Origin of the sequence: Bacillus sp. 275 (assembly GCF_001999205.1) — a bacterium.
Lineage (GTDB): Bacteria > Bacillota > Bacilli > Bacillales > Bacillaceae > Bacillus > Bacillus velezensis.
The window spans coordinates 2,580,697-2,605,119 of the sequence record NZ_CP019626.1 but is presented as its reverse complement, the minus strand read 5'-3'; the positions used below and the strand labels follow the sequence as shown (position 1 = coordinate 2,605,119).

Sequence of the window (24,423 nt, the reverse complement as noted above, 5' to 3'; positions counted from 1 at the left end):
GTTCATCATCCTTCCGCTTTAAGCTCTAACAGTAAATCACGAAGCTCTGCCGCCCGCTCGAAATCAAGCGCTCTGGCCGCTTCTTTCATTTCGTGCTCCATTTGCTCAACGACTTTCTGGCGTTCTTTCTTCGTCATCTTCGCCAGTTTAGGCGCGGCTTTTGTTTTATATTCTTCTTTATCCTCAGCGGCCTGCGTCGCGCGGATCACATCGCGGATTTCCTTATTGATCGTTTGCGGCGTAATGCCGTGAATTTCGTTAAAGCGCTCCTGCTGTTCCCGGCGGCGCTTCGTTTCATTAATCGCGATTTCCATCGAATTTGTGATTTTATCGGCATACATGATGACGCGGCCTTCCGCGTTTCGTGCCGCCCGTCCGATCGTCTGAATCAGCGAACGTTCAGAACGGAGGAAGCCTTCTTTATCCGCATCGAGAATGGCGACAAGTGACACTTCCGGAATATCAAGCCCTTCCCTCAGCAGGTTGATGCCGATTAACACATCATGTTTTCCGAGGCGGAGGTCACGGATGATTTCAATCCGTTCAAGCGTCTTAATCTCGGAATGCAGATAATTGACCTTGATGCCGATTTCCTTGAGATAATCGGTCAGATCCTCTGACATTTTTTTCGTTAAAGTCGTCACGAGAACGCGTTCATTCCGTTCTATCCTCGCCTGAATCTCGCCGATCAGATCATCAATCTGTCCTTCGATCGGACGGACGTCAATGAGGGGATCGAGGAGTCCCGTCGGTCTGATGATCTGCTCGATCATTTCCGGCGTATGCTCAATTTCATACGGTCCCGGAGTCGCCGACACGTACACGATATTGTGCATGTGTTTCTCAAATTCCTCGAATCGGAGCGGACGGTTGTCAAGCGCTGACGGCAGGCGGAACCCGTGATCGACAAGCACCTGTTTTCTCGCCTGGTCACCGTTGAACATGCCGCGCACCTGCGGAATCGTCACATGTGATTCATCAACGACAATCATAAAATCGTCCGGAAAATAATCAAGCAGCGTATACGGCGTAGAGCCCGGCGGACGGAGTGTCAAATGTCTTGAATAGTTCTCGATCCCTGAGCAAAAACCCATTTCCCGCATCATTTCAAGATCATATCTCGTCCGCTGCTCAAGCCGCTGCGCTTCAAGGAGCTTGCCGTTTTCGTGCATGACTTTCAAGCGCTCCTCAAGCTCCTGTTCAATATTCAGAATCGCTTTTTCCATCTTTTCCGCCCGGGTGACGAAGTGGGAAGCCGGAAAAATCGCGACATGGTCACGGTCGCCGAGAATTTCTCCGGTCAAAGCGTCGACCTCTCTGATCCGCTCAATTTCATCTCCGAAAAATTCCACTCTGATACAATGTTCGTCACGGGAAGCCGGGAATATTTCCACAACGTCTCCGCGCACGCGGAACGTCCCGCGCTGAAAGTCGATATCATTGCGGGCATACTGGATATCTACAAGCTTTCTCAGCAGCTCGTTCCGCTCAATCTCCATTTCCGGTCTGAGCGACACGACCATTTCCCGGTATTCTTCAGGCGAACCGAGACCGTATATGCATGACACACTCGCAATAATAATGACATCTCTCCGTTCAAACAGAGAGGATGTCGCGGAGTGTCTCAGTTTATCAATTTCATCATTAATGCTTGCGTCTTTCTCTATAAAAGTATCCGTTTGAGGCACGTATGCCTCCGGCTGATAGTAATCGTAATAGCTGACAAAATATTCGACAGCATTGTTCGGGAAAAACTCCTTAAACTCGCTGTACAGCTGTCCGGCAAGGGTTTTGTTATGGGCAATGACCAGTGTCGGTTTATTCACTTCTTTAATCAGATTGGACACGGTAAAGGTTTTGCCCGTCCCTGTCGCACCCAGGAGAGTCTGGTGTTTTCTGCCTTCCTGTATGCCTTTGACAAGCTTCTCAATCGCTTGCGGCTGATCTCCCTGGGGCTGATATTTCGAGACTAACTCAAAACGATCTTTCACAAAAAAGCCTCCGTTTCTTTACGAAATCTTCCTATTGATATAGTAACACAATGACAGGCAAAATCACTAAAAATACGAACTAAAGTTCGATGGTTTATTTTTACCAAGTCAATTTTTGTATAAAAAACCTGCTTTTATGGCGTAAAAGCAGGCATTCTATTTCATATTCACCATGTCAGGCATTGTCTTTCTTTTTGTCTGCTTCTTTTTTGGCCATGTACAGCCCTCCGGCCACCAGCGATACGACATCCAATCCAACGATAAAATACGTTTCGGTGTAACCCTTTAAATAGGATGCGAAAAGCAGTGCGGCTGTGAGAGCGATCGCCACATAGTGGTTAAACGTGACGCGCGTAAAAAGGACGACCAGCATAAAAGGGAAACATAATGCAAAAACGGCTTTTGTAATCACAAAAACCCTCCTCGGGAATTCTTCATCTCATCTGATTATAGTAAAAAATGAAGAATCGGACAATCGTTCCCCTGCTATCACAATACCCTTTTTCAGCAGTCTTCAATCATCTGTCAAAAAAAATGTGAATATAAATCCATTGAACCATTAACCAGATGAACCGAATGACCTTTCTTCAGCCGAAAGGATGAGAAGGTTTAGGTCTTTGTATCTTTGACAGTTTCTTCCTCCCTCTTTACAATGTAATGATAGTGTTTACTATCATTTTTCTTGGATGAAGAAAAAAAGGGGGTCATACCGCATGTATTCAGTGCGATTTCAAAAAGCGGAAGAATCGAGCCGCTCTGCAGGAGCAAAAGGAATGAACCTGATTAAACTGACGAAAAACGGGCTGCCCGTTCCCGGCGGTTTCATCATTCAGACGAATGCCCTGACACGTTTTATGGAAGACAACGGGCTTCAAGCAGATCAGGAACAGATGGAGCGCGCCATTATGAACGGCACGTTTTCAAAAGAGCTTCGGGAGGAACTGACCGCGTCGTTTTATGAATTGAGAGAATCATACGCCTCTGTCGCCGTACGTTCCTCCTCCGCGTCCGAAGATCTTGAAGGGGCTTCTTTCGCGGGCCAGTACGAAACCTATTTAAATATCAAAACAGAAGAAGAGTTTCTCGGAAAAGTGAAAGAATGCTGGGCTTCCTTCTTCTCGGCGCGGGTCAGCGGTTATAAAGAGAAAATGAACAATGACACCGCAGAACCGTTAATGGGCGTTGTCGTGCAAGGGCTTATCAATTCCGAGGTTTCAGGAGTCATTTTCAGCCGCAACCCCGTCACGCACGATGACGGAGAGCTGATGATCAGCGCGAGCTACGGTCTCGGAGAAGCAATCGTCTCCGGCAGCGTGACGCCCGACACATTTATCGTCAATAAAGACACATTTCAGATTGAAAAAGAAATCGGCTTAAAAGAAATGTATATCGTTTCTAAAGACGAAGGCGTGACGGAAAAAGAGACGACCGCTGACATGGGAAACCGCTTCTGCCTTGATGACGAGAGCATCAAAGAGCTTGCCATGCTGACGATAAAGACGGAAGAACTGTACGGTTATCCCGTGGATCTCGAATTCGGATTTGCCGAAAATAAGCTGTATCTGCTTCAGGCCCGGCCGATTACAACGATCGCGCAGGATCAGAAAGCGGCAGACGAAGAACGGGAATTTATCATGACGCCCCGGGATCAGAAAGATTTTTGGCTCAATATGGAGGCCAATATAGAAGGCCCCGTCAGCCCGTTATTCGCCTCACTCATTGTGCCGGCTTTGGAATACGGCCTCAAAGAGAGCACGAAGGCATTCCCTGTAATGGGCATCGAAATCGAGCGTGTCAAACTTCATCAGGGCCGTGTTTTTTCCAGACAGCATAAGACGGACGACAAGCTGCCCGCAGAACAGTTAGAAGCGCTTTTCCCCGTCTTGGCTGACCGCATGTACGATATTATTCAGGAAACCTTTCTGCCTTTTTATCAAAAGCTGGACGAACTGGCGCATACAGACCATACGCCGGAGACTGCCCTTAATGCGTTCCGAAACCTGCAAGACTTCTATTTAAAAGGATACGCAGAACATTTCAATATTGTCTTTCCGCAGGTTGCGTTAAACATGATACTGGAATCCATGTACGGACAGGTTGAGAAAGAAAACACCTCCCTTCTGTACGAAATGCTGGCTGGCGTCATGAATAAGTCATTGGAGACCGACAGACAGCTCTGGCTGCTGTCCGGACAAGTAAAAGACAGCCCTGAGCTGCGGCGCGTCTTTACGGTTTCTCATGCCGATGAGCTGCATCAGACGCTTCTGCAATCAAATGAGGGAAAACGCTTTCTCGAACAAGTCGGTGAATTTTTACAGGAATACGGCTGGAGATCCGTGAAAAGTCATGATCTGATTGAACAAACTTGGACGGAAAACCCTTATTTCGCTTTGGCCAACATTCAGAACTATGTCCGGAACGGATACGATTTTGACAGTGAGTTTCATAAAACGATAGAAAAACGAAAACAGCTCTACGCCGACTTTATGGATAGAATTGAAGATGACGGCTTCCGGGAGACGTTTGACCGCTATTATCAGTGGACATTGTCTTCATCCGTCATCAAAGATGATCACCATTTTTATATTGATGCGATGCTGGACGCCAAAGCGCGCCTTTGCCTTCTGAAAATCGGCGAGCTGCTTCAAAAACAAGGCGTAATCGATGATCGGGAGGATATGTGGTACTTATACAGCGATGAAGTCGAGAAAGCGCTGGCGTCGCCGGTTCCGATGCAGGAAAAAGCCGCTGAACGAAAACAGCTCTTCCAGCAATATCAATTGCTTGAAGCCCCCGCTTATCTCGGGACTCCGACTTCGGAACAGCTGAAAATGGCTGAACAGATTACCGGCTCCATCACAGAAGATGAAAAAAACACTGAACATCAAATTTACGGACTTGCGGCGTCAAGCGGAATCGCAAGCGGCCCTGTGAAAGTCATTCGTGACGCAAGTGAATTTTCCCGTTTTTCAACAGGAGACGTGCTTGTCTGCAAAATGACGACACCGCTGTGGACCAGTCTGTTCCAGGATGCAAAGGCCGTCATTACGGACACGGGCGGCATCCTGTCACATGCGGCGATCATCGCGAGGGAATACGGGCTCCCGGCCGTTCTCGGCACACGTGCCGCGACTGACAGGCTCAACGACGGAGATATCGTCACGGTGGACGGGACAAACGGCAAGATTACGATTGTCAAACGCGCTTCATGCTAGGTTTCCCTCTTTATTGACGGGCAGGGCGGGTGTATACTTGTCCTGCCAGTATTTACGCGAGGTGAAACATGTTGAGAACGACGAACAAGAGAATTATTGACGCCGCGATGAATCTGATCATCCAAAAAGGATACCGCGCAGCGACAACAAAAGAAATCGCAGAAAAAGCAAAAGTAAGCGAAGCAACGATTTTCCGTAATTTTAAAAACAAACAAGGATTAATGAAAGCCATGATTGAACAGCAGACGCCGGTTCCGGAAAGCATGATCACTAAGGCGGAAGGCGATTTGTATGAGGATCTTCTTCATTTCGCCGCGACCCTTCTTCAGCAATTGGAACAAAAAAAAGAAGTATTCCGCATCTGCCTGCGCGAACCGGAACTATTCGAAGACGTCCTGCAGGATATTGTCGTATATCCGCAATCCGTGAAAAAGCATTTAATCGTTTACTTTAAGGAGCTGACAAAGAAAAATATGATAAGCCCCGGCAGCGAAGAAGCTAATGCAGACGTCTTTATGACGATGATTTTCGGTTATTTTATACACCGGCTGCAGCTGGGGAAAAGAGTCATCACTCTCTCTGAGGAAACGATGCTGAAACACAGCACTGAGATTTTCATGAAAGGCATTACCGGCCGGTCATTTTCCGGCTCCAAGGAGGATGAAGGATGGGTTCAAAGAAAGAATGGGCGCTGATCGTTTCGCTTTTGCTGGGAGCCATACTCGTTCCCATCAATTCTACGATGATCGCAGTCGCCCTTTCATCCATTTCCCGCTCATTCAGCGAATCAATTGCCAGCATCACATGGGTAGTGACCGTGTATTTAATCGTGATGGCCGTGACACAGCCCATTGCCGGCAAACTCGGTGATATGTACGGAAACAAAAAAATGTATTTATGGGGCGTCGGCCTTTTTCTCATCGCATCATTGGGGTGCGCCCTCTCGCCAAGTCTTTTCTTATTGATTTTCTTCCGGGCGCTTCAGGCTGCCGGCGGCGCTTTGCTTACGCCAAACAGCATCGCCATCATCCGCCATGTCGTGTCTGAAAAACGACTTCCGAAAGTATTCGGCTTTTTCGGCCTCGGTGCCGGGCTGGGCGCGGCTCTCGGTCCGTTTATCGGCTCTCTTTTAATTGAGAGCTTCAGCTGGCATTCGATCTTTTGGGTCAACATTCCGTTTCTTGCAATCGCACTCGTGACGGCATTAGTGATGTTTCCTAAATATAAAGAAGAAACGTCTGACGCTCCGCTTGATATCATCGGTTCCGTTTTGCTTGCCGGAAGCATTGTATCTATTATTCTTCTGACGAAAAATGAAAGCTCTTTGGGCTATTGGGTGTACGCACTGCTCATTCTCGTATTTGTTCCGCTATTTTTCAGGCGGGAGCTGCGCACGAAACATCCGATTATTGATTTTGATCTGTTTAAAAACACGACCTTTACGAGCGCCAATCTGTCGGTTCTGTTAAGCAATTTAATGATGTACGCCGTGTTATTGATTATGCCGCTCTTTATGACCGGCCACTTCAGCATGAACACGTCGCACAGCGGCATGGCGCTGTCAGTCTTTTCTGTTTTCATGTCCGCCAGCAACTGGGGCGGAGCTCAGCTGCATCAGAAATGGGGCGCGCGAAGAATGATTTTTCTGTCCTTCGGGCTGATGGCCGTAGCCAATCTCTTATTTTTTCTTTTGGTTTATTCCCATTCCGTTCCGTTTCTTATGGCATCGCTTATTGTCGGAGGCATCGCGTCAGGTGCGGGGCTGACGAGCATGCAGGTATCTTCTCTTGCGACGGTAGAACCGGGCATGTCCGGCATCGCATCCGGGATTTTCTCCACCTTCCGTTATTTCGGAAGCATTATTTCTTCAGCGCTGATCGGCTTAATCTCCGGGTTTCATATTCTGTTTATCATATTGATCGTAGTTTCTGTGATCGGCTTGTTCGTATCGCTTGGTATCAAGTCCGGGGAAACCGTTCAGACGAAAAAAAGCCATTCGGCATAACGAAAAAGGTTCCGTAAGCATCTGCTTTCCGGAACCTTTTCTAGTTTTCCTTCTTCATTTTCTCTCTCAAAGTGTCACCGCAATGCCGTTTGCTCTATGAGAATCTTTTGATTTACAAGAGAAAAGGGGAATGTAAATGGCTGAGCGTTCCGATCAAGTTCGGCGCTGACATCGTAATCCGGCCGTAAAAAGCCCGGCCGCCGTCTTTTATTTTATTTATTTCACTCACTCCTATGTTCAACTTGAGCCCACTATCATTACTATATAAACCTATAAGTATTCAAGATACATTTAATTGTACTTCTCTATCTCTCGCTGCTCTGCCAGCAACAAATTCACCATATCACTATAGCTATTCATACCGTCTGTCTGATTATTTGCCTTCAGATATACATCATTTACATTTCTTGAAATACTTGAAATAACACCCTCATACTTATCCCGGTACTGCTCATTTTGTTCTATATCATGCTGCACCGCCTTGGACAGACTGGACATTATATCAGACGCCTGATCTGGATCCACTTTCTTTAGCTCAGATATAGAATAATCAAATGCTAGAAAAAAACCACTGTAAAGTATCATTGGATCATCCTGCTGCTTACATGCCAGATATGCTATAAAATTTGCCTCATCCTCATGCATGAAACCACTCTGATGTGCCAATTCATGTGCCATAGTAGCAGGCACCAAGAAAACGGGCACATTAACATTGATATTGGATTCATAAGTAAAAGGGACAAAGATACCATTTATCCCTGCATGCGACATTAGCTTTGACATCACAACTGGTTTTGGTGTTGAGTATAAAGAATGCTCCAAAATAGGATATTCCTTTGATAACATTTGCATCGAGAACACTGCGTGTTGTGCATAATAATCAAAAACCTCCGGTACTTGAGCCAAAAGATCAGTGTCCGCTAACTTTTCCCTTGCCAATCCCATTTCAACGGCAAGCGACTTACTCAATTTGACCAGTTCCTCCTTGCTGTAGTTCTCTTCTTTATATTCGGTATAAGACAAAAAAGAATATCTGTAATAGTTTATTCCACCCAAAATAGTATAACAAAAATATATCACGCTACAGATCGTAACTATTCCTAGAGCACCACGATAAACTACCATCCTACGTACACCTTTACTCATGATAACCTTGCGCACATAATAAACGATATAAAATAGAAAAAGTAACACAACCAACACGACGAGCCATTCACTAACAGAAAACTTGACCCAAGAAGGTACAAATCCTACTATTTTTGACAATAACGGATATACAGACCTACTGTATTTTTCCGCCCAATCCTGATGGTTCTGCGCGTATATTGTCAGTATGTAAGCTATAACTCCAAGTGAAATCAACGGTAATCTCTTAAGTAAAAGCTTTTTTATAATGTACTCCCCCTATCCAACATAACGATTATAATCAGTTATTCTTAATATATATCCTGCTAAAGATTCATCTTCTAAAGGTTTTGGAGTTAGCAATAACCTTTCCAATAAGCCATACCTCTCCTTCATTTATTTTTTTATTATTTCAAAATAAAACAGCTAAGAAAATATAATTTTCTTAGCTGTTTTACTTTCTAACTGATTTTGAAATCTAGTTTAGGAGTTCTTGAAACTATTCCGAATAATTATGAAAAATCACATCATAATGCTGTCATTTCTTCGTGCTCGTGTTCATCCTGCACGAATAAAATACCTAATTCATGATGTTCGCCTTCATAGGACGCGCGCTGATCAAACCGGATCTCACCGTTCAGGCCGATGATCTCCATTTTTACAAATGCGCGGTTTTTTTGAAGTGCTTCATAAAAATCCGACACATGCTTCACGGGGATGCCGTTTACTTTCGTAATAATCTCACCGATCTTCAGCTCAAGATCGTCCGCGGGTGTATTCGGAATGATGCCGAGCACCATTAAACCCTGATCCCGCTTAGAGAAATAAAACGGAGCCGCGTTATCGTTCAGCCGCTGTCTCAATGATAAAAACAGGCGTCCGAGCACCGCAATACAAGCGGCAGCTCCGGCAAGCGGAGTCCACCAAAGGGCCGCTGCCCCGAATGCGGTCACGATAACCCCGAGAATCATGACACGTTTCGCCGTTATCCTTATGCTGACTTCCGGAAGTGACCCCTGCACACGCTGTCCGAAGCCGGCGATATAAGGAATCCAGATCAAATGGAAAGAGCCGCCCGGCACGGTAAAGACAGGCCACCAAGAAAGGTGTGACTCAAGCCCGCTGCCCGGCACCAATAAGAAAAGCGGAAGCAGCCATGCGCGATTCGCCAATTGTCGGCCGATGGGCAGGCCTCTGCTGCTGACGACAAGCGCCGGAGATGTTTTCAGATGCGCTGAACGGCAGGCAGCCGCTCCCTCCGTGATAATCAAAAGGCCCATAAACACGGCCGCCGATGCCCAATTCACGCCGAATGCCTGCGGAAACCGATCCGCAAACGGCACTGTGTGGGTATACTGAAGGAGAAACGCAATGAACATGCCGGCGCTGACAATATAAGCTGATGACAGCCAATTCATACGGAACGTCAGCGAAGCCAAAGCCGTCACGGCCGCGATTATGCCGAGAAGACCGAATGGAATCGAAATTCCCAGTCCAAAAAATAATATGGAGAGAAGAATACCCGGTATAAGTCCTTTTATGTATGTAAAGATAAGCTCGTCATACATATCCGCGATTTTTGTATGAAACGTATGGCGTTCACGTTTGATCCGCAAATATCCGCATGCGAGACTTATGATGATAAAAAACCAGAACATCGGGTGCAAAAAAAACAGACCGATACTTTTCAGAAGTTCAATTCCCCATTGAACAGACACTGCTTTCACCGCCTCAAGCCAAACATTTTAATTCTATTCTACCAAATAATCATTGGCTTGAATATCTCAAACGTTTATCTCTCTTCCGTCATCCACAGCGTTACATTTGAGAGAGAGAAATCTTTCAGATAGTGGTCAACCTCTACCTCGATCACGCCGCTGATCAGAAGCATGGACCGCTTAATATCCGTCAGATTGATTCCTAAACGTTTATGGTTTTTCATTAAGTAAGTGAAATAATGCTTCGCACACTCTTCATTGATTTCGTGAACGCATTCAACATTTGTGTAATTGACCAGGTATCTGCTGAACAGCATAAGAAGACTTAGTGCTTTTGTTGATGAAAATGTGACGTCTTTTGTTCTGTCTTTTAGTTGTTCCACTAATTCATAATATTTTTTTTCACGCACAATACTTGCCCTCTTCAATTGTGAACCCCCATTTTTTTATCCAGATAAGCACGGGTGATTACAGCTGCCGTGCTGAAGCGCCGCAAACACTTCTGCTTTCGATACTGAAATGCAGCTGCCAAACTAAAACTGTTCTCTATTAGAACCTTCTTTTATTGTAAGAACTAAAACTGACTGAGGCAACTTTCAAAAGTTTCATTTTGAATACATATTAACTCGGCATAAAGTCTCTCTTCTCTATAAATATCGGGTAATGTTTGTCCTTTATAAATGTTTAAATGTGAAAATTTTTTTAATATCTTGTCAAAACCGACATAATTATATGTCTTTCAGTTCATTTTTAGAGTGTGACAAAAGAAACAGGAGACGTAAAAAACGCCTCCTCTTCATTTATTTTACAAATAATGATTTTAACGCCATTTGCAGCTGTAAATCATTTTTTTCGTCAGATTTCTTTTCATTCATCAGCTGATTCATTTTTTCCGCTGTCTTTTTATCAATGACTGCTGTTTTATCAAGCTTGTACCGGTCTTGAAACGCCAGAACGGCTTTTTTCATTGTTTTGCTGAAATAGCCGTCCGCTCTGCCCGGGTCGAAGCCTAGGCCTTTCAGCAGGATTTGGGCGTGTTTGACATCCGCGCTGTTCATATCAGGCTGAAGCGGCTGTTTCAGCTGAAGCGGTCCCGCCGCAAAATAATCCGGCTGGCTCACGGCGATTGTCGGAGCAATGCCTTTTTTGTGAATCCAATTGCCTTTCGGTGTCAGCCATTTGTAAAGCGTCAATTTAATGTTGCTCCCGTCTCCCATAGGCACGGCCTGCTGAACCGTTCCTTTACCGAAAGAAGTGTCGCCGACAACGTCATAATGTCCCGCTTCTTTTAACGCGCCCGCAAGAATTTCTGAAGCGGAGGCGCTTCCTTTATCCGTGATGACATTGACGGGATACGGCTTCTTATGTTTTAAGGTTGAGAAATATTGTTTTTTATCGCCGTTACGCTCCGCAATTTGGATATACGGCATGTCTTTTGTGATGAAATGCTTTAAAATTTGTTCGACGCTTTGAAGGTAGCCGCCGGGATTCCCTCTTACATCAAGGACGAGACCGTCAATCCCTTGTTTTTCAAGCTTTTTCAGCGCCGCGGCGAAGTCCTGGGCGGTATGCTCGGAAAATGTCGATATGCCGATGTAGCCGACATGATGACCGCCTGATTCTTTGCGGGAAGCAAATACGGTTTCAAGCGGGATTTCCGCTCTCTTAATCCGGAATGACAGCTGTTTATCAGTACCCGGACGCTGTATTTTAATAGAAACCTTCGATCCTTTTTTTCCTCTGATTTTCAGCACGGCTTCGTTTAAACCTTTCCCGTTCATTGACTCGCCGTTTATGCTGATGATTTCATCATTCGGCTTGAGTCCCGCTTTTTCCGCCGGAGATTGCTTAAACGGTGATACGATAATGATTTTATTGTCTTTCATACCGACTTCAGCGCCGATCCCTTCGAAAGAAGAATCAAGAGAATCGGAAAACTGCTTAGCTGTCTGCTTGTCCATATAAACGGAATAAGGGTCGTTTAATGTAGACAGCATCCCCTGAATCGCTCCTTCAAGAAGCTTTTCGTTATCTACATTTTCCACGTATTCGTTCGAGATCAGCTCATATGCTTTTTCGATTTTTTCCATTGCCCGGCTTCTTTCTGCGTCTGATGAATTCGGCTGTGCCGCCCCGGCAATATGGGCTCCGCCGCACATGATGCTGACGGCCGCTATCACTGCGATCATTTTCTGCTTCATCGTTTACCTCCTCTTAGTCCTTTTACGAAAACCTGGAGATAGTATGTGTAAATTGCAAAGAATTCATGTAACGGCAACAAAAAAATGAAAACGCGAGATTGTTTCATATATATGGGTAACGTATAATATTTTGTATGCAATTCATTAAATATACAGGAGAATGCGATATGAAAATAAAATTATCGATTTTATCCGCGGCGGTTCTGGCCGCAGGCATTACCGCCTTTGTCTGGCCAAAAACAGAGGCCAATGAAAAAACGCAGACGGACGCCTTGTATGTTTCTCCCGCAGGCAGCGACCAAAATGAAGGAACGTTAGAAAAGCCGTTCCGCACATTAAAACATGCGGCTGAAAAGGCAGAGGCCGGGACAACCGTATTGATTCGGGAAGGGACGTACGATGAAACGTTTGAAGTAAAGCACAGCGGCACGGCCGAAAAGCCGATTACATTTCGGAACTATCAGAATGAGCATGTCTCAATCAGCGGCAAATCTGCGCCAAAAAGCGATTCTGAAACTCCGTTAATTCAAATCCGCAATAAACAGTACATTACCATTCACGGCGTTACGCTTGAGAACCTCTCCGTATCATCAGAAGATGCGACGGCCATGGGAATTTGCGTCACCGGATCAAGCAGTCATATCAACATTGACGGCAACCATATCCGAAACATTAAAACCACGGCTGATGAGGGAAATGCACACGGCATCGCGTTTTACGGCACAGGCGCCATGAAGGATGTCAGCATCACAAATAATACGGTTGAAAAACTGACGCTCGGCGCAAGCGAAGCGGTCGTGCTGAACGGGAATGTTGACGGATTTAAGATTGCCGGCAATACCATCCGGGACAATAACAATATCGGGATTGACGTGATCGGATACGAAGGAACGTCCAAGCAAAACGACTATGCGCGAAACGGCGTTATTGAAAACAATACGGTGAGCCATAACTCTTCTTACGGAAATCCCGCTTACGGAAATGAATATTCAGCGGGCGGTATTTACGTTGACGGCGCAGAACATGTGGACATTAAGAAGAACACCGTTTACAACAATGACCTTGGGATTGAAGCCACCTCTGAGCATCAAGGGAAATACGCACGTGATATCCGGATTACGGATAACAAGGTGTACGGCAATGCTTACACCGGTATTTCAATCGGAGGCTATGACACGAAACGCGGCGGCACCATCAATTCGGTGATCGCTCATAACATTATGTATCGAAATGACACGAAGGACCTTGATGGCGGCCAGCTGCTGCTGCAGTACGGCACAAAAGGGAACACGATCGAAAAAAACATCATGACGGCAAGCGGTTCACGGATTTTTATCGCAAATGATTATACGAAAAACGAAGGCAATACCGTTAATCATAACGTCTATCACAAAGAAGCGGGAAAAGACGGCATTTGGAATTGGAAGAACAGAGAATATGATTCATTCACAGCGTACAAAAAAGGAACGGCAAACGATTCGGATTCCATTTATGCGGACCCGATGTACCGTGACGAATCGTCTTATGACTTTACATTAAAGCCCGGATCACCGGCCCTGCCCGTCATTCAGTAACGAAACCATTAAAAAAAGCCAGTCTATATCAGACTGGCTTTTGTATTTATACACGAAGGAATTTCCGGATGGAAGTCAGACTTCCCCATACTCCGATAACCGCGCCGATCAGAATGAGCACAAGTGATACTTGGAACACAAACGGGCTGTACGGCAGAAGTGAAACAAATGAGCCCTGAACTTTCGGGGCCACCCAAGCGACCATCGACTGGTAAGTACTCAGCACGAGAGCGATTGGTATGATAGAACCGAATACCCCCAGCAGCAGCCCTTCCAGGAAGAACGGCCAGCGGATAAACCAGTTTGTCGCGCCGACAAGCTTCATGATTTCAATCTCTTTTCTTCTGGCGAAAATCGTGATTTTAATCGTATTTGAAATTAAGAACATCGCCGTGAACAGAAGGCCGATGATTAACGCAATCCCGATGTTGCGTGACACCCCGACGATCTTAAACAGACGGCTGACTTCTTCTTTCCCGTATGTCACTTTATACACATGATCCAGCTTCTCAATTTTTTTCGCGACTTTCGGCGTATCATGCGGATCTGTCGTTTTGACGATAAACGCGTTGTTCAGCGGGTTTTCCTGATCTTGCATTTTCATGGCCTTTCCGCTGTCGCCGAAGCTTTTGACCAATTGATCAAGCTCTTTATCTTTAGATGAAAACTCTACGCTTTGGATTCCCGAGATGTCTTTAATCTCATTCTGCAGCGTATCCTGCGTTTTCTTATTGGACGTCAGATCGATTAATACTTTAATTTCCACTTCTTTTTCAGCATTTTTAGCCATGTTGTTTAAATTCAGCATAATGACTAAAAACACGCCGACCAAAATCAATGTAACGGTAACGGCACTGATGGATGCAAATGTCATCCATGTGTTTCTTCCGAGAGATTTAAAACTCTCACGCAAATGGCGCCCGAGAATTTTAATCATAAGAACCATACTCCCCTCTTGACTCATCACGCACAATAATTCCGTCTTCGATCGCGATGACCCGTTTCTTCATGGTGTTTACTATTTCTTTATTGTGTGTCGCCATCACGACGGTCGTTCCGCGGTTATTAATCTCTTCCAGCGTCTTCATGACTTCCCATGATGTTACCGGATCAAGGTTGCCCGTCGGTTCGTCAGCTATCACGACGTCAGGATTGTTGACGATGGATCTTGCGATGGAAACACGCTGCTGTTCTCCTCCGGAAAGCTGGTCGGGAAACTGCCGCGCTTTATGCTTCAGCTGCACAAGATCGAGCACTTCGAGCACGCGTTTTTTAATGACTGACTGCTGCTCTCCGATAACCTCAAGTGCAAACGCGACGTTTTCAAACACCGTCAATTTCGGAAGAAGTTTGAAATCTTGGAAAACAACCCCTATTTTACGCCGCACGAAAGGAATCTCTTTTTCTTTCACAGACGCGAGATCTTTATGATTAATCAATATTTGCCCTTTTGTCGGCTTTTCTTCTCTGTAAATCATTTTAATAAAAGTAGATTTACCGGCTCCGCTCGGTCCCACGACATATACAAATTCTCCGGGATGAATCATGACTGACAGCCCGTTAATCGCTTTTACACCGTTCGGATAGGATTTATATACTTCTTTCATCTCTATCATGAAATCACCTAATCTTTTAATTATGTCTTGCAGCCATAGAGTTCGCAAACGTACAGCGGTTTATGGCCGATTTACCAGGAAACAGATGAAAAATCTGAAAGTTCCTTTTCCTCAGTACACTTCATTATACGTCAAATTTAGACATATTACTATTACAGTTTCTTTTCATTCCCAGACCGTGAAAAAACCTTGCCCCTATAACAGGCAAGGTTTTTCTGTTATTTTTTCTGTGACAGCCATTTTGCGATCTCAGCGGCTTCCTTATCATTTACAAGATGGCTCGGCATATTGCCGCGTCCGTTTTTAATGATGCTTTCAATTTTAGCTTCATCATACTTCCCGCCGACTTCCTGTAAATTCGGGCCTCCGCCGCCTTCTAAGTCTTTTCCGTGACAGCCGATACAGCTTTGCTGATAAAGCTCTTCTCCTGCTGACGCAGAAGCTTTTGATCCGCCTGAGCTGTCAGAGCTTTCTTTTTTCGATTCATTGGATCCGCCGCATGCCGCCAGCAGGACGGACATGGTCAGAACCAGCGCCAGCAGCGCCCATTTTGATTTCATATGTAAGATGCACCCCTTCGCTATTATAACCCCGTTTACGCGCGTTTGAAACCCTCGCCGAGCACCTCGCTTGCGTCTGCGACAATAACAAAGGCTGACTCATCAATTTGTTTGACGATTTGTTTCAGTTTTGTGAATTCGGTCTGGCCGACGACACACATTAAGATCGGCCGGTCATGTTCCGTATACCCGCCGACTGCGGAAATCTTCGTCACACCCCTGTCGATTTCTTTAAACACAGCCGATCTGACGGCTTCTTCATGCTGCGTAATGATTAAAGCCATTTTGGAACGGTTGAACCCGACCTGCACGACATCAATCGTTTTGCTTGAAATAAATACCCCGAGCATCGCATACAGTCCCTGCTCCACTCCGAAAACGAGCATCGCGCTCAGCACAATTAATCCGTCCATGATGGCAAGGCACGTTCCCAGCGAAAGCCCCGTGTATTTGTGAATGATCTGCCCCGCCAGAGCCGTTCCCCCCGTGGAGCCTTTGCCGAGATACACGATGCCGATTCCCGTTCCGATCCCGACGCCTCCGAAAATCGCCGCCAGCAGTTCATGGGTCGTCGCGGCAGGCAGATCTCTTGTCAAATAGACGGCGAGCGGCAGAACGATGGAACCGACCAGTGTCTTCATTCCGAACTTCCCGCCGAGAATAATCACTCCGGCGATAAACAAAGGGATGTTAATAATCCACTGCACGTAAGCCGGTTCAAAACCAAACGTTTCTAAAATGGTGCTGATCCCGCTTACTCCCCCCGCTGCTATACGGTTCGGCAGCAAAAATACGTTAAACACGATCCCCGTAATCGCCGCGCCGATCATGATGTATATATAATCTTTGATCAGACGGAGCGGCTTATTGTGATTCACATCCATGCAAAATCCTCCGTTCTCCGATTTTCTCTCGATAGCATTTTAAGTCTTCCCGGCTTAGAAGTAAATAACAGCCAAATACCGTATTAATTTGCTAAAGCGCTGTTGTGAAAAATGGAAAAAGAGAACGGATAAAAAAACACACCTTGCCAAAGGCAGGTGTGTTCCCGGATTACGACAGTTTAGAACGTAAATAGGCGTCAATGAAGATATCGATATCTCCGTCCATAACCGCCTGCACGTTCCCCATTTCCGTATTGGTGCGGTGATCTTTCACCATGGAGTACGGATGGAAGACGTACGAGCGGATTTGGCTGCCCCAGCCGATTTCTTTCTGTTCGCCGCGGATTTCGTCAAGCTCCGCCTGCTGTTCTTCAATTCTGCGCTGATACAGCTTCGCTTTGAGCATTTTCATCGCCCGGTCGCGGTTTTTGATTTGTGAACGTTCCGTCTGGCACGTGACGACTACATTTGTCGGGAGGTGGGTGATCCGAACGGCTGAATCAGTCGTATTGACGTGCTGTCCGCCGGCACCGCTCGCCCGGTACGTATCAACTTTAATATCTTCGGTACGAATATCAATGTCGATTTCTTCATTGAATTCAGGCATGACTTCACAAGACACGAATGACGTGTGACGGCGGCCTGATGAATCAAATGGAGAAATCCGCACGAGGCGGTGTACGCCTTTTTCCGCTTTTAAATAGCCGTATGCATTGTGGCCTTTAATAAGCAGTGTGACTGACTTAATTCCTGCTTCATCTCCCGGGAGATAATCAAGCGTTTCAACTTTGAAACCGCGTCTTTCCGCCCAGCGGGTATACATTCTGAGCAGCATGGAACCCCAGTCCTGGGATTCCGTACCGCCGGCCCCCGGATGAAGTTCTAAAATCGCGTTATTTTTGTCATATGGTTCACTGAGCAGCAGCTGAAGCTCAAATTCATTCAATTCCTTCGTTAATGACTTCAGCTCTTTTTCAAGCTCTTGCTGAAGGTCCTGGTCAGGTTCTTCTTTTAAAAGATCATGTGTCATTTGCAGCTCTTCGTGAGACTCGCTCAGCTGATGATAGGAGTTCACGTATTCTTTCAGACCGTTCGCTTCATTGATGACGGTTTGGGCCTTCTGCTGGTCATTCCAGAATTCCGGTTCCGCCATCTTTTCATCTAATTCTGCAATGCGGGCTTCCTTTGATTCGAGGTCAAAGAGACCCCCTGAAGTCCGCTAAACGAGAAGCCATATTTTCGAGCTCTGCCCTGATTTCTGATAATTCCATTCCATTCACCTCATTAAAAGATCCGGGGCGCCATAAGACGCAGACCCGGTCATGTTCGCTTCATACAGTCGAGACTATTCTGTCCGGCCGCAGCAATTTTTATATTTTTTTCCGCTTCCGCAATGGCAAGGCGCGTTGCGTCCGATATCCACAACTTTGCGGACCGGCGCTTTTTTCGCTTGTTTGGCCTCATCGCCGTCCTGCGGCTGATGAGCCGTCGTTTGGCCCTGAACAACTTCTTCGCGTTCCAGATTGCTTTCAATCTCGGCCTTCATGACGAATTTCGCAACCTCGTCCTCAATGGACTCAATCATGTGCTCAAACATAGCGAAACCTTCCATTTGGTATTCACGCAGCGGATTTGTCTGCGCATAGGCGCGAAGGTGAATCCCTTGACGCAGCTGATCCATCGCATCAATATGATCCATCCATTTTGAATCGACGGCACGCAAGACGATGACTTTTTCGAATTCACGCATCTGCTCTGTGCCGAAATTCTCTTCTTTTTCATTATATTTTGTCATGATGCGGTCCATGATCATCTCATGCATTTCATCCGGTTCTTTTCCGAAGATATCGCTCTTTTCAAGCGCGCCTTCATCAAGATACGTTGTATTCACCAGCTCCACGAGGCCGTCAAGATTCCATTCTTCCGGAAGCTCCTCTTTCGGCGTATAAGCGGCAATTGCACGCTCCAGAGAAGACTTGATCATGCCTTCCACAATGTCACGCAGGTTTTCAGAGTCAATGACTTCAAAACGCTGCTTGTAAATGACTTCGCGCTGCTGACGGAGCACGTCGTCATATTGAAGAAGCTGTTTACGTGAATCGAAGTTGTTTCCTTCGACACGTTTTTGAGATGATTCCACGGCGCGTGACACCATTTTGCTCTGAATCGGCGTGGAGTCATCCATACCGAACCGGTCAAGCATCGCCATCGTCCGTTCAGCTCCGAAACGGCGCATCAATTCATCTTCCATTGAAAGATAAAATTGTGTGATACCCGGGTCCCCCTGACGCCCTGAACGTCCGCGGAGCTGGTTGTCAATCCGGCGGGATTCATGGCGTTCCGTACCGACGACTGCAAGGCCGCCAAGCTCTTTTACGCCTTCGCCGAGTTTAATGTCGGTTCCGCGTCCCGCCATGTTGGTCGCAATCGTGACAGCGCCTTTTTGTCCCGCTTCTTCAATAATCTGAGCTTCACGCTCATGGTTTTTGGCATTCAGCACCTGATGCGGAATCCCTTTGTTTTTCAGAAGTTTAGAAATCAATTCAGACGTTTCAACGGCAACCGTACCGACAAGAACCGGCTGTCCGGTCATGTAGCGCTGGGCGACATCCTCCGCCACCGCCTTGAATTTCCCTTCCATTGAGCGGTAGATCAAGTCCGGACGGTCGTCACGGATGACCGGCTGGTTGGTCGGGATGGATACAACCTGCATGTTATAAATATTGCGGAATTCTTCCTCTTCCGTTTTTGCGGTACCGGTCATACCGGCCAGCTTTTCGTACATACGGAAATAGTTTTGGAACGTAATCGTCGCCAATGTCATGCTTTCATTTTGAATCTCCAGGCCTTCTTTCGCCTCAATCGCCTGGTGAAGACCTTCGCTGTAGCGGCGTCCTTTCATCAGACGGCCGGTGAAGGAATCAACGATGACGACCTGGCCGTCCTCAACAACATAATCCACGTCTTTCTGCATCGCCGCATGGGCTTTTAAAGCCTGGTTGATATGGTGGTTCAAGGCCACGTTTTTGACATCAAACAGGTTGTCGATGCCGAACGTTTTTTCAGCCTTCGTCATTCCTTCTTCCGTCAGCTGAACGCCCTTCGTTTTGACGTCATACGTATAATCCTGATCTTTCTTGAGTGTGCGGACAAACGCATTTGCCTGCACGTACAGTTTTGTGGACTTCTGAGCTTGTCCGGAAATAATCAATGGCGTTCTCGCTTCATCGACTAAAATTGAATCGACTTCATCAATAACGGCAAAATGAAGCGGGCGCTGCACCATTTGTTCTTTATAGAGCACCATGTTGTCACGCAAATAATCAAAGCCGAGTTCATTGTTCGTTGAATACGTGATATCGGCTGCGTAAGCTTCGCGTTTTTCGTCTTTTGACATCGAATTCAGGTTCAGGCCGACTGTAAGCCCGAGAAACGCAAAAATCTCTCCCATTTGCTGGGCATCACGGCTCGCCAGATATTCGTTGACCGTTACGACGTGAACGCCTTTTCCCGTCAACGCATTTAAATACACGGGAAGCGTGGACGTCAGCGTTTTCCCTTCCCCTGTTTTCATTTCGGAAATGTTCCCCTCATGAAGGGCGATGCCCCCCATCAGCTGCACTTTAAACGGGAACATGCCGGTTACGCGGCGGGAAGCTTCACGAACGACGGCAAACGCTTCGACAAGAAGGTCATCCGTCGTTTCTCCTTTTTCAAGCCGCTCTTTAAATTCTGCCGTTTTATGTTTAAGCGCCTCGTCAGAGAGATTTTCATAATCTCCTCTTACGGCATCAATGTCATTTGCTATTTTTTCGTATTTGTTCAGCGCACGTTTGGTCGGATCAAACATTTTATTTAAAATCCCAAGCATCTATAACGCTCCTCTATGTTCACATGCAGATTTGCATGGAATAAATGATAATTTTCTGTCCATGTATACCTCTCATTATCATAACATACCTTTTGCTATTTCCAAAGAATTTGCAGATAAAGATAGAGAAAAACCTTCCGCGCGTTCACGGAAGGCTGGATGGGTTTATTCAGTCGGTTCAATTAATCCGTATTTGCCGTCATTTCTGCGGTAAACGACATTTGTGAGATTCGTCTCCGCGTTGGTGAATACGAAGAAATTATGTCCGAGCATATTCATTTGGAGAATCGCTTCTTCATTATCCATCGGTTTTAAATTAAAACGCTTTTGACGGACAATTTCCGGGCTGTCATCTTCAATTTCGTCCTGAACCGCTACGCCCGTATCAGCAGCGCTGCCGTTCTCGAAATAATGTTTCGGAAGACCCTGCTCGCGGAATTTTCGGTTGACTTTTGTTTTGTGCTTTCGGATTTGACGTTCCAGCTTGTTTGTTGCGAGATCAATTGCATTGTACATATCCTCGTTATGCACTTCAGAACGAAGCGCCAGATCAGTCATCGGAATGGTGACTTCAACTTTGGATTCCTTATCATTATAGAATTTTAAGTTGACGTTCACATCGGCATTGACGCTCTGCTCGAAATATCGCTCCAGCTTGCCGATTTTTCTCTCCACATGATCCTTTAACGCAGGTGTAACCTCAATGTTTTCTCCTCTGATATTGTAGTTCATCAAAGAACGCCTCCCTTTATCTAAGGATATGTAACTATTTCTCTTTTACCCCTTCTGATCCCTGCTGAAACGTTAAAATAATGTGTAAATTCGGTGAACGATGACGAATGGTGTCGGTTTTATCCGGCAGCTTCCGCCAGGATTATAAGTATATGCGGAGGACGCAGGCAAAAGACCTGCCGCTTGCAGCAGGTCTAGTGAAGAACATACGGTTTGATGCAGTCGTGCGTCTGCTCCATCCACAGCTTATAATGCGGCAGAAAGATGGTTTTTAAAAACTCCTGAAAAGGTGCGGACGGGAAATCATAATCATTTAACATGCTGAAATCCTGAAAGATCTCGTCAAATGAGCGGATCGCCGTCTCCACGCATCGGCACTCAATGATAGACAGCAGAAGCGCATGAGAGGAATCGAGATGAAAAAAAGCCTGAATCAAATCGTTGTAAATCCGCTCGCCCTCCGTCTTAAAAAAATCATCCTGCGTGTCCAACAGGTAGCAAAGCCCCTCATCAATCGTAAAAAGAAGCTGGTAATAGGCTGACACCAAATGGTAATCGTTCAAACTTCTCAAAACACTCACCTATTTGCGTTTGTCGTAATAACGGCCGTCACTTGTCGTTTGATGATACGGATTGAAATACGTATTATGGTATTTTCGTTTTTTCTTAAGCGTTTTTATTTCATTTCGGATACCATCCTGAATCCGTTTCACTTCGCCGGTAATCAGGCGGTCCATCGCGGCCACCTGCTGAAGCAGCGTTTTTTCTTCTTCGGAAAAAGGCGGCTGTATGCCCGCAAGCATCTCCTCCCTTTTTTCCGTAAATGCCGTAACGCTGCTGATGAGACCGTCGCTTTCCGGGGCGTCCTTCAGTGCGGCGTACATGTTCTTCGTTTCGTTATACAAAGAAAAGACATTGCTGTTCATCAGGCAAGGCCGCCCGCGCCATGGCTGTTTTTCCGTTCACTCTGCATGGCCTGCTTCCACGTATCGCGAAATTCAGTAACGAGCTTTTCCGCTTCATCTAAAAACTCTCCGTTATTCTGCACGTTCGCATCGATCAGCCGGCGGCGGATGTAATCATAAATGGATGACATCTGCTCGGAAATCTCAATCTCCCGGTTTAACGTGATGCTGAGCTCTTGAATGATGTTTTGCGCCTTTACGATATTTTCATTTTTGGCTTCAAGGTTGTTTTGCTTCATCGCCTGCCTTGCCAGCTTAATAAATCGCAGGCAGCCGTTATAAAGCATAAGGGTCAGCTCTTCCGGAGCGGCTGTAAAGACGGATGTCTGCTGATAAGCAGCAAAAGGATTATTTATTGCCATTTTTATAAAACCTCCAAGGTTATGATGTTGAAGATCCTAACATTGACGTGAGATATGAAGATTGGCTGTTCAATTTCTCCAATGCCGTATCCAGTGCGCTGAACTTTTTATAATATCTCGTTTCGATGTCATCCAGCTTCGTTTTCATATTGGAAATATTTGTTTCTATTTCATTCAGGCTTTTCCCGATGGCAAAGCTGGTTGATACCGAGCTTTCCGTACCCGCCTGTTTTGAAATTTGGGTCTGCATTTTGTTTAATGTGTCTTTTAATCTCCGGGCAATCCCCTGTTCCTCCGGGTTTTTGGTTTTCGCTGTATCAGGGCTGTCTGCATTAAACAGTTTAGCCACGAGAGCAGGATTCTCGGTAATTTTCTGTTTCAGTTTCGCTTCGTCTTTAATGACAAGCTTTCCTTGATCCGTATAACTATCAGACGTCTCAATTCCGAAATCTGCAAGCTGATATTTTTTCCCGTCAATCGTAACCGTTGAGTACAGATCAAGCCGCATCTCCGCCAAACCGTTCTGCAGCGTGCTGTCGCTCCGTAATAAACCGCTTTTGGCCTTTGCTTCCCACTGCTCAATCTGCTTATCGGTCATCGCTTCTCTTTGTTCATCGGTTAGCGGCTTATAATCACGGTATTTTGATTCCGACGCCTTCTCGTTTACACTTTTAATTAACGTATTGTATTTATCAACGAAATCTTTAATGTTGTCAAAAATGCCGTCCGTATCAGTCGTGCTGTTAATCGTAACCGTTTTATTGCTGTCCGTCACGCTGTTCAGCGTGTATTTGATGCCGTTGATCGTAAAGTTATTGGACGTTTTGGTCATTTCAAGCCCGTTGAACGTAAACTTCGCGTTTTTCCCTTCGGCATTGGCCGTCAGTTCATTTGTTGCATCATCAACGGCAAAACCGAGCTGATCTTTCAGAAAGCTTTTGGTTGCGTCATCACCTGCGGCAAGGGTAAATCCTTCCCCCGTTTTATTGGAAGTGAACGCAATCGTATCCACATAATCCGTGCCGTTGGAAATTTTCTCTTTTAAAGCCGTCACTCCGAGACCCGAGCTGTTCAGTTTGGAAATGACATCGTCAATCGTATCGGTTGCCGCGATCGTGACGTTTACCTCAGTCGGCTTCGTTTCACCCGGATTTGTGACATTGAATTTCAATGTTTGGCCCTGACCCGAAGTGAAATTGATGGCCCCCGATGATTTATAAGTCGTCGGCGTAGCCAGCTGCTGTACAGACATGCTCGTTGAAATATTCTGTTCAGCACTGACGGCCGTCGCGCTGACACTGGAATCCGAACTTGTTACTGTTTTTTTATTCCAGTTTGTAGACATCAGCATATTATTAAATGTAGTAGAATACATGTCGGCAATCTGGGTATTCATTTCCCGATAAGCATCGCGCTTCCATTCAAGCGTCTGCTTTTGCTGGTTTAATTTATTAAGCGGCTGCTTTTCGGCATCCATCATTTTTTTCACCAGAGAATCTACATCAAGACCGGAATTAAGGCCTGTGATTCTTGTGACCATATGTACCCTCTCCTTTTCGGCGTTTAGTCGTAGACGGCTCTATGACAACAGTGAGTTTCCGACT

General features: G+C 45.9%; 22 protein-coding genes. 4 read left to right on the top strand and 18 right to left on the bottom strand.

Annotation, left to right across the window (positions count from 1 at the left end; genetic code table 11):
- Positions 1–5 precede the first annotated feature (5 nt).
- Together uvrB and BZ167_RS12615 are read right to left on the bottom strand one after the other, a co-directional pair.
- Positions 6–1,991 (bottom strand): excinuclease ABC subunit UvrB, encoded by a 1,986-nt coding sequence (gene uvrB, locus BZ167_RS12620; protein ID WP_003151439.1) that lies wholly within the window; start codon positions 1,989–1,991, stop codon positions 6–8.
- Between the two features lie 175 nt (positions 1,992–2,166).
- Entirely contained in the window at positions 2,167–2,403 is a 237-nt protein-coding gene (locus BZ167_RS12615) for a CsbA family protein (RefSeq protein WP_003151438.1), read from the bottom strand.
- Between the two features lie 301 nt (positions 2,404–2,704).
- Here BZ167_RS12615 and BZ167_RS12610 point away from each other — a divergent pair, with 301 nt between their 5' ends.
- From BZ167_RS12610 to BZ167_RS12600, 3 genes are all read left to right on the top strand, one after another.
- On the top strand, positions 2,705–5,206 hold the full coding sequence (locus BZ167_RS12610) for a PEP/pyruvate-binding domain-containing protein (RefSeq protein ID WP_077392094.1): 2,502 nt from the start codon (positions 2,705–2,707) through the stop codon (positions 5,204–5,206).
- A 71-nt stretch (positions 5,207–5,277) separates the two neighbouring features.
- Positions 5,278–5,901 carry a TetR/AcrR family transcriptional regulator gene (locus BZ167_RS12605; protein ID WP_015240677.1) on the top strand — a complete coding sequence of 208 codons (624 nt, stop codon included), beginning with the start codon at positions 5,278–5,280 and terminating at the stop codon, positions 5,899–5,901.
- Complete coding sequence (locus BZ167_RS12600; protein ID WP_060673988.1) at positions 5,874–7,211, top strand: MFS transporter; 1,338 nt, start codon at positions 5,874–5,876, stop codon at positions 7,209–7,211. The genes BZ167_RS12605 and BZ167_RS12600 overlap by 28 nt, the downstream gene beginning before the upstream one ends.
- Positions 7,212–7,323: 112 nt before the next feature.
- Here the strand turns inward: BZ167_RS12600 and BZ167_RS20615 are convergent, their stop codons facing one another.
- The 5 genes from BZ167_RS20615 to ctpB form a co-directional block, all read right to left on the bottom strand.
- Positions 7,324–7,452, bottom strand: a complete 129-nt coding sequence (locus tag BZ167_RS20615; RefSeq protein ID WP_024085857.1) for a hypothetical protein — start codon at positions 7,450–7,452, stop codon at positions 7,324–7,326.
- Between the two features lie 50 nt (positions 7,453–7,502).
- On the bottom strand, positions 7,503–8,573 hold the full coding sequence (locus BZ167_RS12595; protein ID WP_040238845.1) for a DUF3810 domain-containing protein: 1,071 nt from the start codon (positions 8,571–8,573) through the stop codon (positions 7,503–7,505).
- Between the two features lie 290 nt (positions 8,574–8,863).
- Positions 8,864–10,054, bottom strand: a complete 1,191-nt coding sequence (locus BZ167_RS12590) for a cell division topological determinant MinJ (RefSeq protein ID WP_007407459.1) — start codon at positions 10,052–10,054, stop codon at positions 8,864–8,866.
- Positions 10,055–10,128: 74 nt separating this feature from the next.
- Entirely contained in the window at positions 10,129–10,482 is a 354-nt protein-coding gene (gene swrA, locus BZ167_RS12585) for a swarming motility protein SwrAA (protein WP_014305920.1), read from the bottom strand.
- Between the two features lie 372 nt (positions 10,483–10,854).
- Positions 10,855–12,213 carry a carboxy-terminal processing protease CtpB gene (gene ctpB, locus BZ167_RS12580; protein WP_370529539.1) on the bottom strand — a complete coding sequence of 453 codons (1,359 nt, stop codon included), beginning with the start codon at positions 12,211–12,213 and terminating at the stop codon, positions 10,855–10,857.
- A gap of 209 nt (positions 12,214–12,422) precedes the next feature.
- On the opposite strand from ctpB, the gene BZ167_RS12575 reads away from it, so the two are divergent.
- A complete protein-coding gene (locus BZ167_RS12575) occupies positions 12,423–13,829 on the top strand; it encodes a right-handed parallel beta-helix repeat-containing protein (RefSeq protein ID WP_015418325.1) in 1,407 nt (468 codons plus the stop codon).
- A 46-nt stretch (positions 13,830–13,875) separates the two neighbouring features.
- On the opposite strand, the gene ftsX is transcribed toward BZ167_RS12575, so the two are convergent.
- The 11 genes from ftsX to BZ167_RS12515 all read right to left on the bottom strand — a co-directional run bounded on the left by ftsX (position 13,876) and on the right by BZ167_RS12515 (position 24,359).
- Complete coding sequence (gene ftsX / locus BZ167_RS12570) at positions 13,876–14,766, bottom strand: permease-like cell division protein FtsX (RefSeq protein WP_007407464.1); 891 nt, start codon at positions 14,764–14,766, stop codon at positions 13,876–13,878.
- On the bottom strand, positions 14,759–15,445 hold the full coding sequence (ftsE, locus tag BZ167_RS12565; protein WP_007407465.1) for a cell division ATP-binding protein FtsE: 687 nt from the start codon (positions 15,443–15,445) through the stop codon (positions 14,759–14,761). The genes ftsX and ftsE overlap by 8 nt, the downstream gene beginning before the upstream one ends.
- Before the next feature lie 218 nt (positions 15,446–15,663).
- Positions 15,664–16,005: a cytochrome c551 gene (cccB, locus tag BZ167_RS12560; RefSeq protein ID WP_007614074.1), complete on the bottom strand. Its 342-nt coding sequence runs from the start codon at positions 16,003–16,005 to the stop codon at positions 15,664–15,666.
- A 35-nt stretch (positions 16,006–16,040) separates the two neighbouring features.
- Positions 16,041–16,889 carry a YitT family protein gene (locus BZ167_RS12555; RefSeq protein WP_012118565.1) on the bottom strand — a complete coding sequence of 283 codons (849 nt, stop codon included), beginning with the start codon at positions 16,887–16,889 and terminating at the stop codon, positions 16,041–16,043.
- 169 nt (positions 16,890–17,058) lie between these two features.
- A protein-coding gene (gene prfB, locus BZ167_RS12550) for a peptide chain release factor 2 (RefSeq protein ID WP_096034905.1) occupies positions 17,059–18,160 on the bottom strand; the annotation gives its coding sequence in 2 pieces (ribosomal slippage) (positions 17,059–18,087 and positions 18,089–18,160; 1,101 coding nt in all).
- Positions 18,161–18,234: 74 nt separating this feature from the next.
- Positions 18,235–20,760 carry a preprotein translocase subunit SecA gene (gene secA, locus BZ167_RS12540; protein WP_020956414.1) on the bottom strand — a complete coding sequence of 842 codons (2,526 nt, stop codon included), beginning with the start codon at positions 20,758–20,760 and terminating at the stop codon, positions 18,235–18,237.
- A gap of 165 nt (positions 20,761–20,925) precedes the next feature.
- Entirely contained in the window at positions 20,926–21,492 is a 567-nt protein-coding gene (gene hpf / locus BZ167_RS12535) for a ribosome hibernation-promoting factor, HPF/YfiA family (protein ID WP_003151413.1), read from the bottom strand.
- A gap of 194 nt (positions 21,493–21,686) precedes the next feature.
- Positions 21,687–22,064: a DUF8042 domain-containing protein gene (locus BZ167_RS12530; protein ID WP_003151412.1), complete on the bottom strand. Its 378-nt coding sequence runs from the start codon at positions 22,062–22,064 to the stop codon at positions 21,687–21,689.
- A 9-nt stretch (positions 22,065–22,073) separates the two neighbouring features.
- Entirely contained in the window at positions 22,074–22,418 is a 345-nt protein-coding gene (gene fliT, locus BZ167_RS12525; RefSeq protein ID WP_015418327.1) for a flagella biosynthesis regulatory protein FliT, read from the bottom strand.
- Positions 22,418–22,819: a flagellar export chaperone FliS gene (gene fliS / locus BZ167_RS12520; RefSeq protein ID WP_003151407.1), complete on the bottom strand. Its 402-nt coding sequence runs from the start codon at positions 22,817–22,819 to the stop codon at positions 22,418–22,420. Before fliS ends, fliT begins: the two co-directional genes overlap by 1 nt.
- 19 nt (positions 22,820–22,838) lie before the next feature.
- Positions 22,839–24,359 (bottom strand): flagellar hook-associated protein 2, encoded by a 1,521-nt coding sequence (locus BZ167_RS12515; protein WP_025649348.1) that lies wholly within the window; start codon positions 24,357–24,359, stop codon positions 22,839–22,841.
- Between the last annotated feature and the right edge of the window lie 64 nt (positions 24,360–24,423).

What these genes read in the sequence shown, in the direction of transcription:
- hpf (WP_003151413.1), bottom strand. Translation starts at nt 21,492, where the DNA reads ATGAACTACAATATCAGAGGAGAAAACATTGAGGTTACACCTGCGTTA.
- BZ167_RS12575 (WP_015418325.1), top strand. Translation starts at nt 12,423, where the DNA reads ATGAAAATAAAATTATCGATTTTATCCGCGGCGGTTCTGGCCGCAGGC.
- BZ167_RS12610 (WP_077392094.1), top strand. Translation starts at nt 2,705, where the DNA reads ATGTATTCAGTGCGATTTCAAAAAGCGGAAGAATCGAGCCGCTCTGCA.
- fliT (WP_015418327.1), bottom strand. Translation starts at nt 22,418, where the DNA reads ATGAACAGCAATGTCTTTTCTTTGTATAACGAAACGAAGAACATGTAC.
- cccB (WP_007614074.1), bottom strand. Translation starts at nt 16,005, where the DNA reads ATGAAATCAAAATGGGCGCTGCTGGCGCTGGTTCTGACCATGTCCGTC.
- secA (WP_020956414.1), bottom strand. Translation starts at nt 20,760, where the DNA reads ATGCTTGGGATTTTAAATAAAATGTTTGATCCGACCAAACGTGCGCTG.
- ftsX (WP_007407464.1), bottom strand. Translation starts at nt 14,766, where the DNA reads ATGATTAAAATTCTCGGGCGCCATTTGCGTGAGAGTTTTAAATCTCTC.
- BZ167_RS12555 (WP_012118565.1), bottom strand. Translation starts at nt 16,889, where the DNA reads ATGGATGTGAATCACAATAAGCCGCTCCGTCTGATCAAAGATTATATA.
- fliS (WP_003151407.1), bottom strand. Translation starts at nt 22,819, where the DNA reads ATGGCAATAAATAATCCTTTTGCTGCTTATCAGCAGACATCCGTCTTT.
- BZ167_RS12515 (WP_025649348.1), bottom strand. Translation starts at nt 24,359, where the DNA reads ATGGTCACAAGAATCACAGGCCTTAATTCCGGTCTTGATGTAGATTCT.
- BZ167_RS12600 (WP_060673988.1), top strand. Translation starts at nt 5,874, where the DNA reads ATGGGTTCAAAGAAAGAATGGGCGCTGATCGTTTCGCTTTTGCTGGGA.
- ctpB (WP_370529539.1), bottom strand. Translation starts at nt 12,213, where the DNA reads ATGTGCGGCGGAGCCCATATTGCCGGGGCGGCACAGCCGAATTCATCA.
- ftsE (WP_007407465.1), bottom strand. Translation starts at nt 15,445, where the DNA reads ATGATAGAGATGAAAGAAGTATATAAATCCTATCCGAACGGTGTAAAA.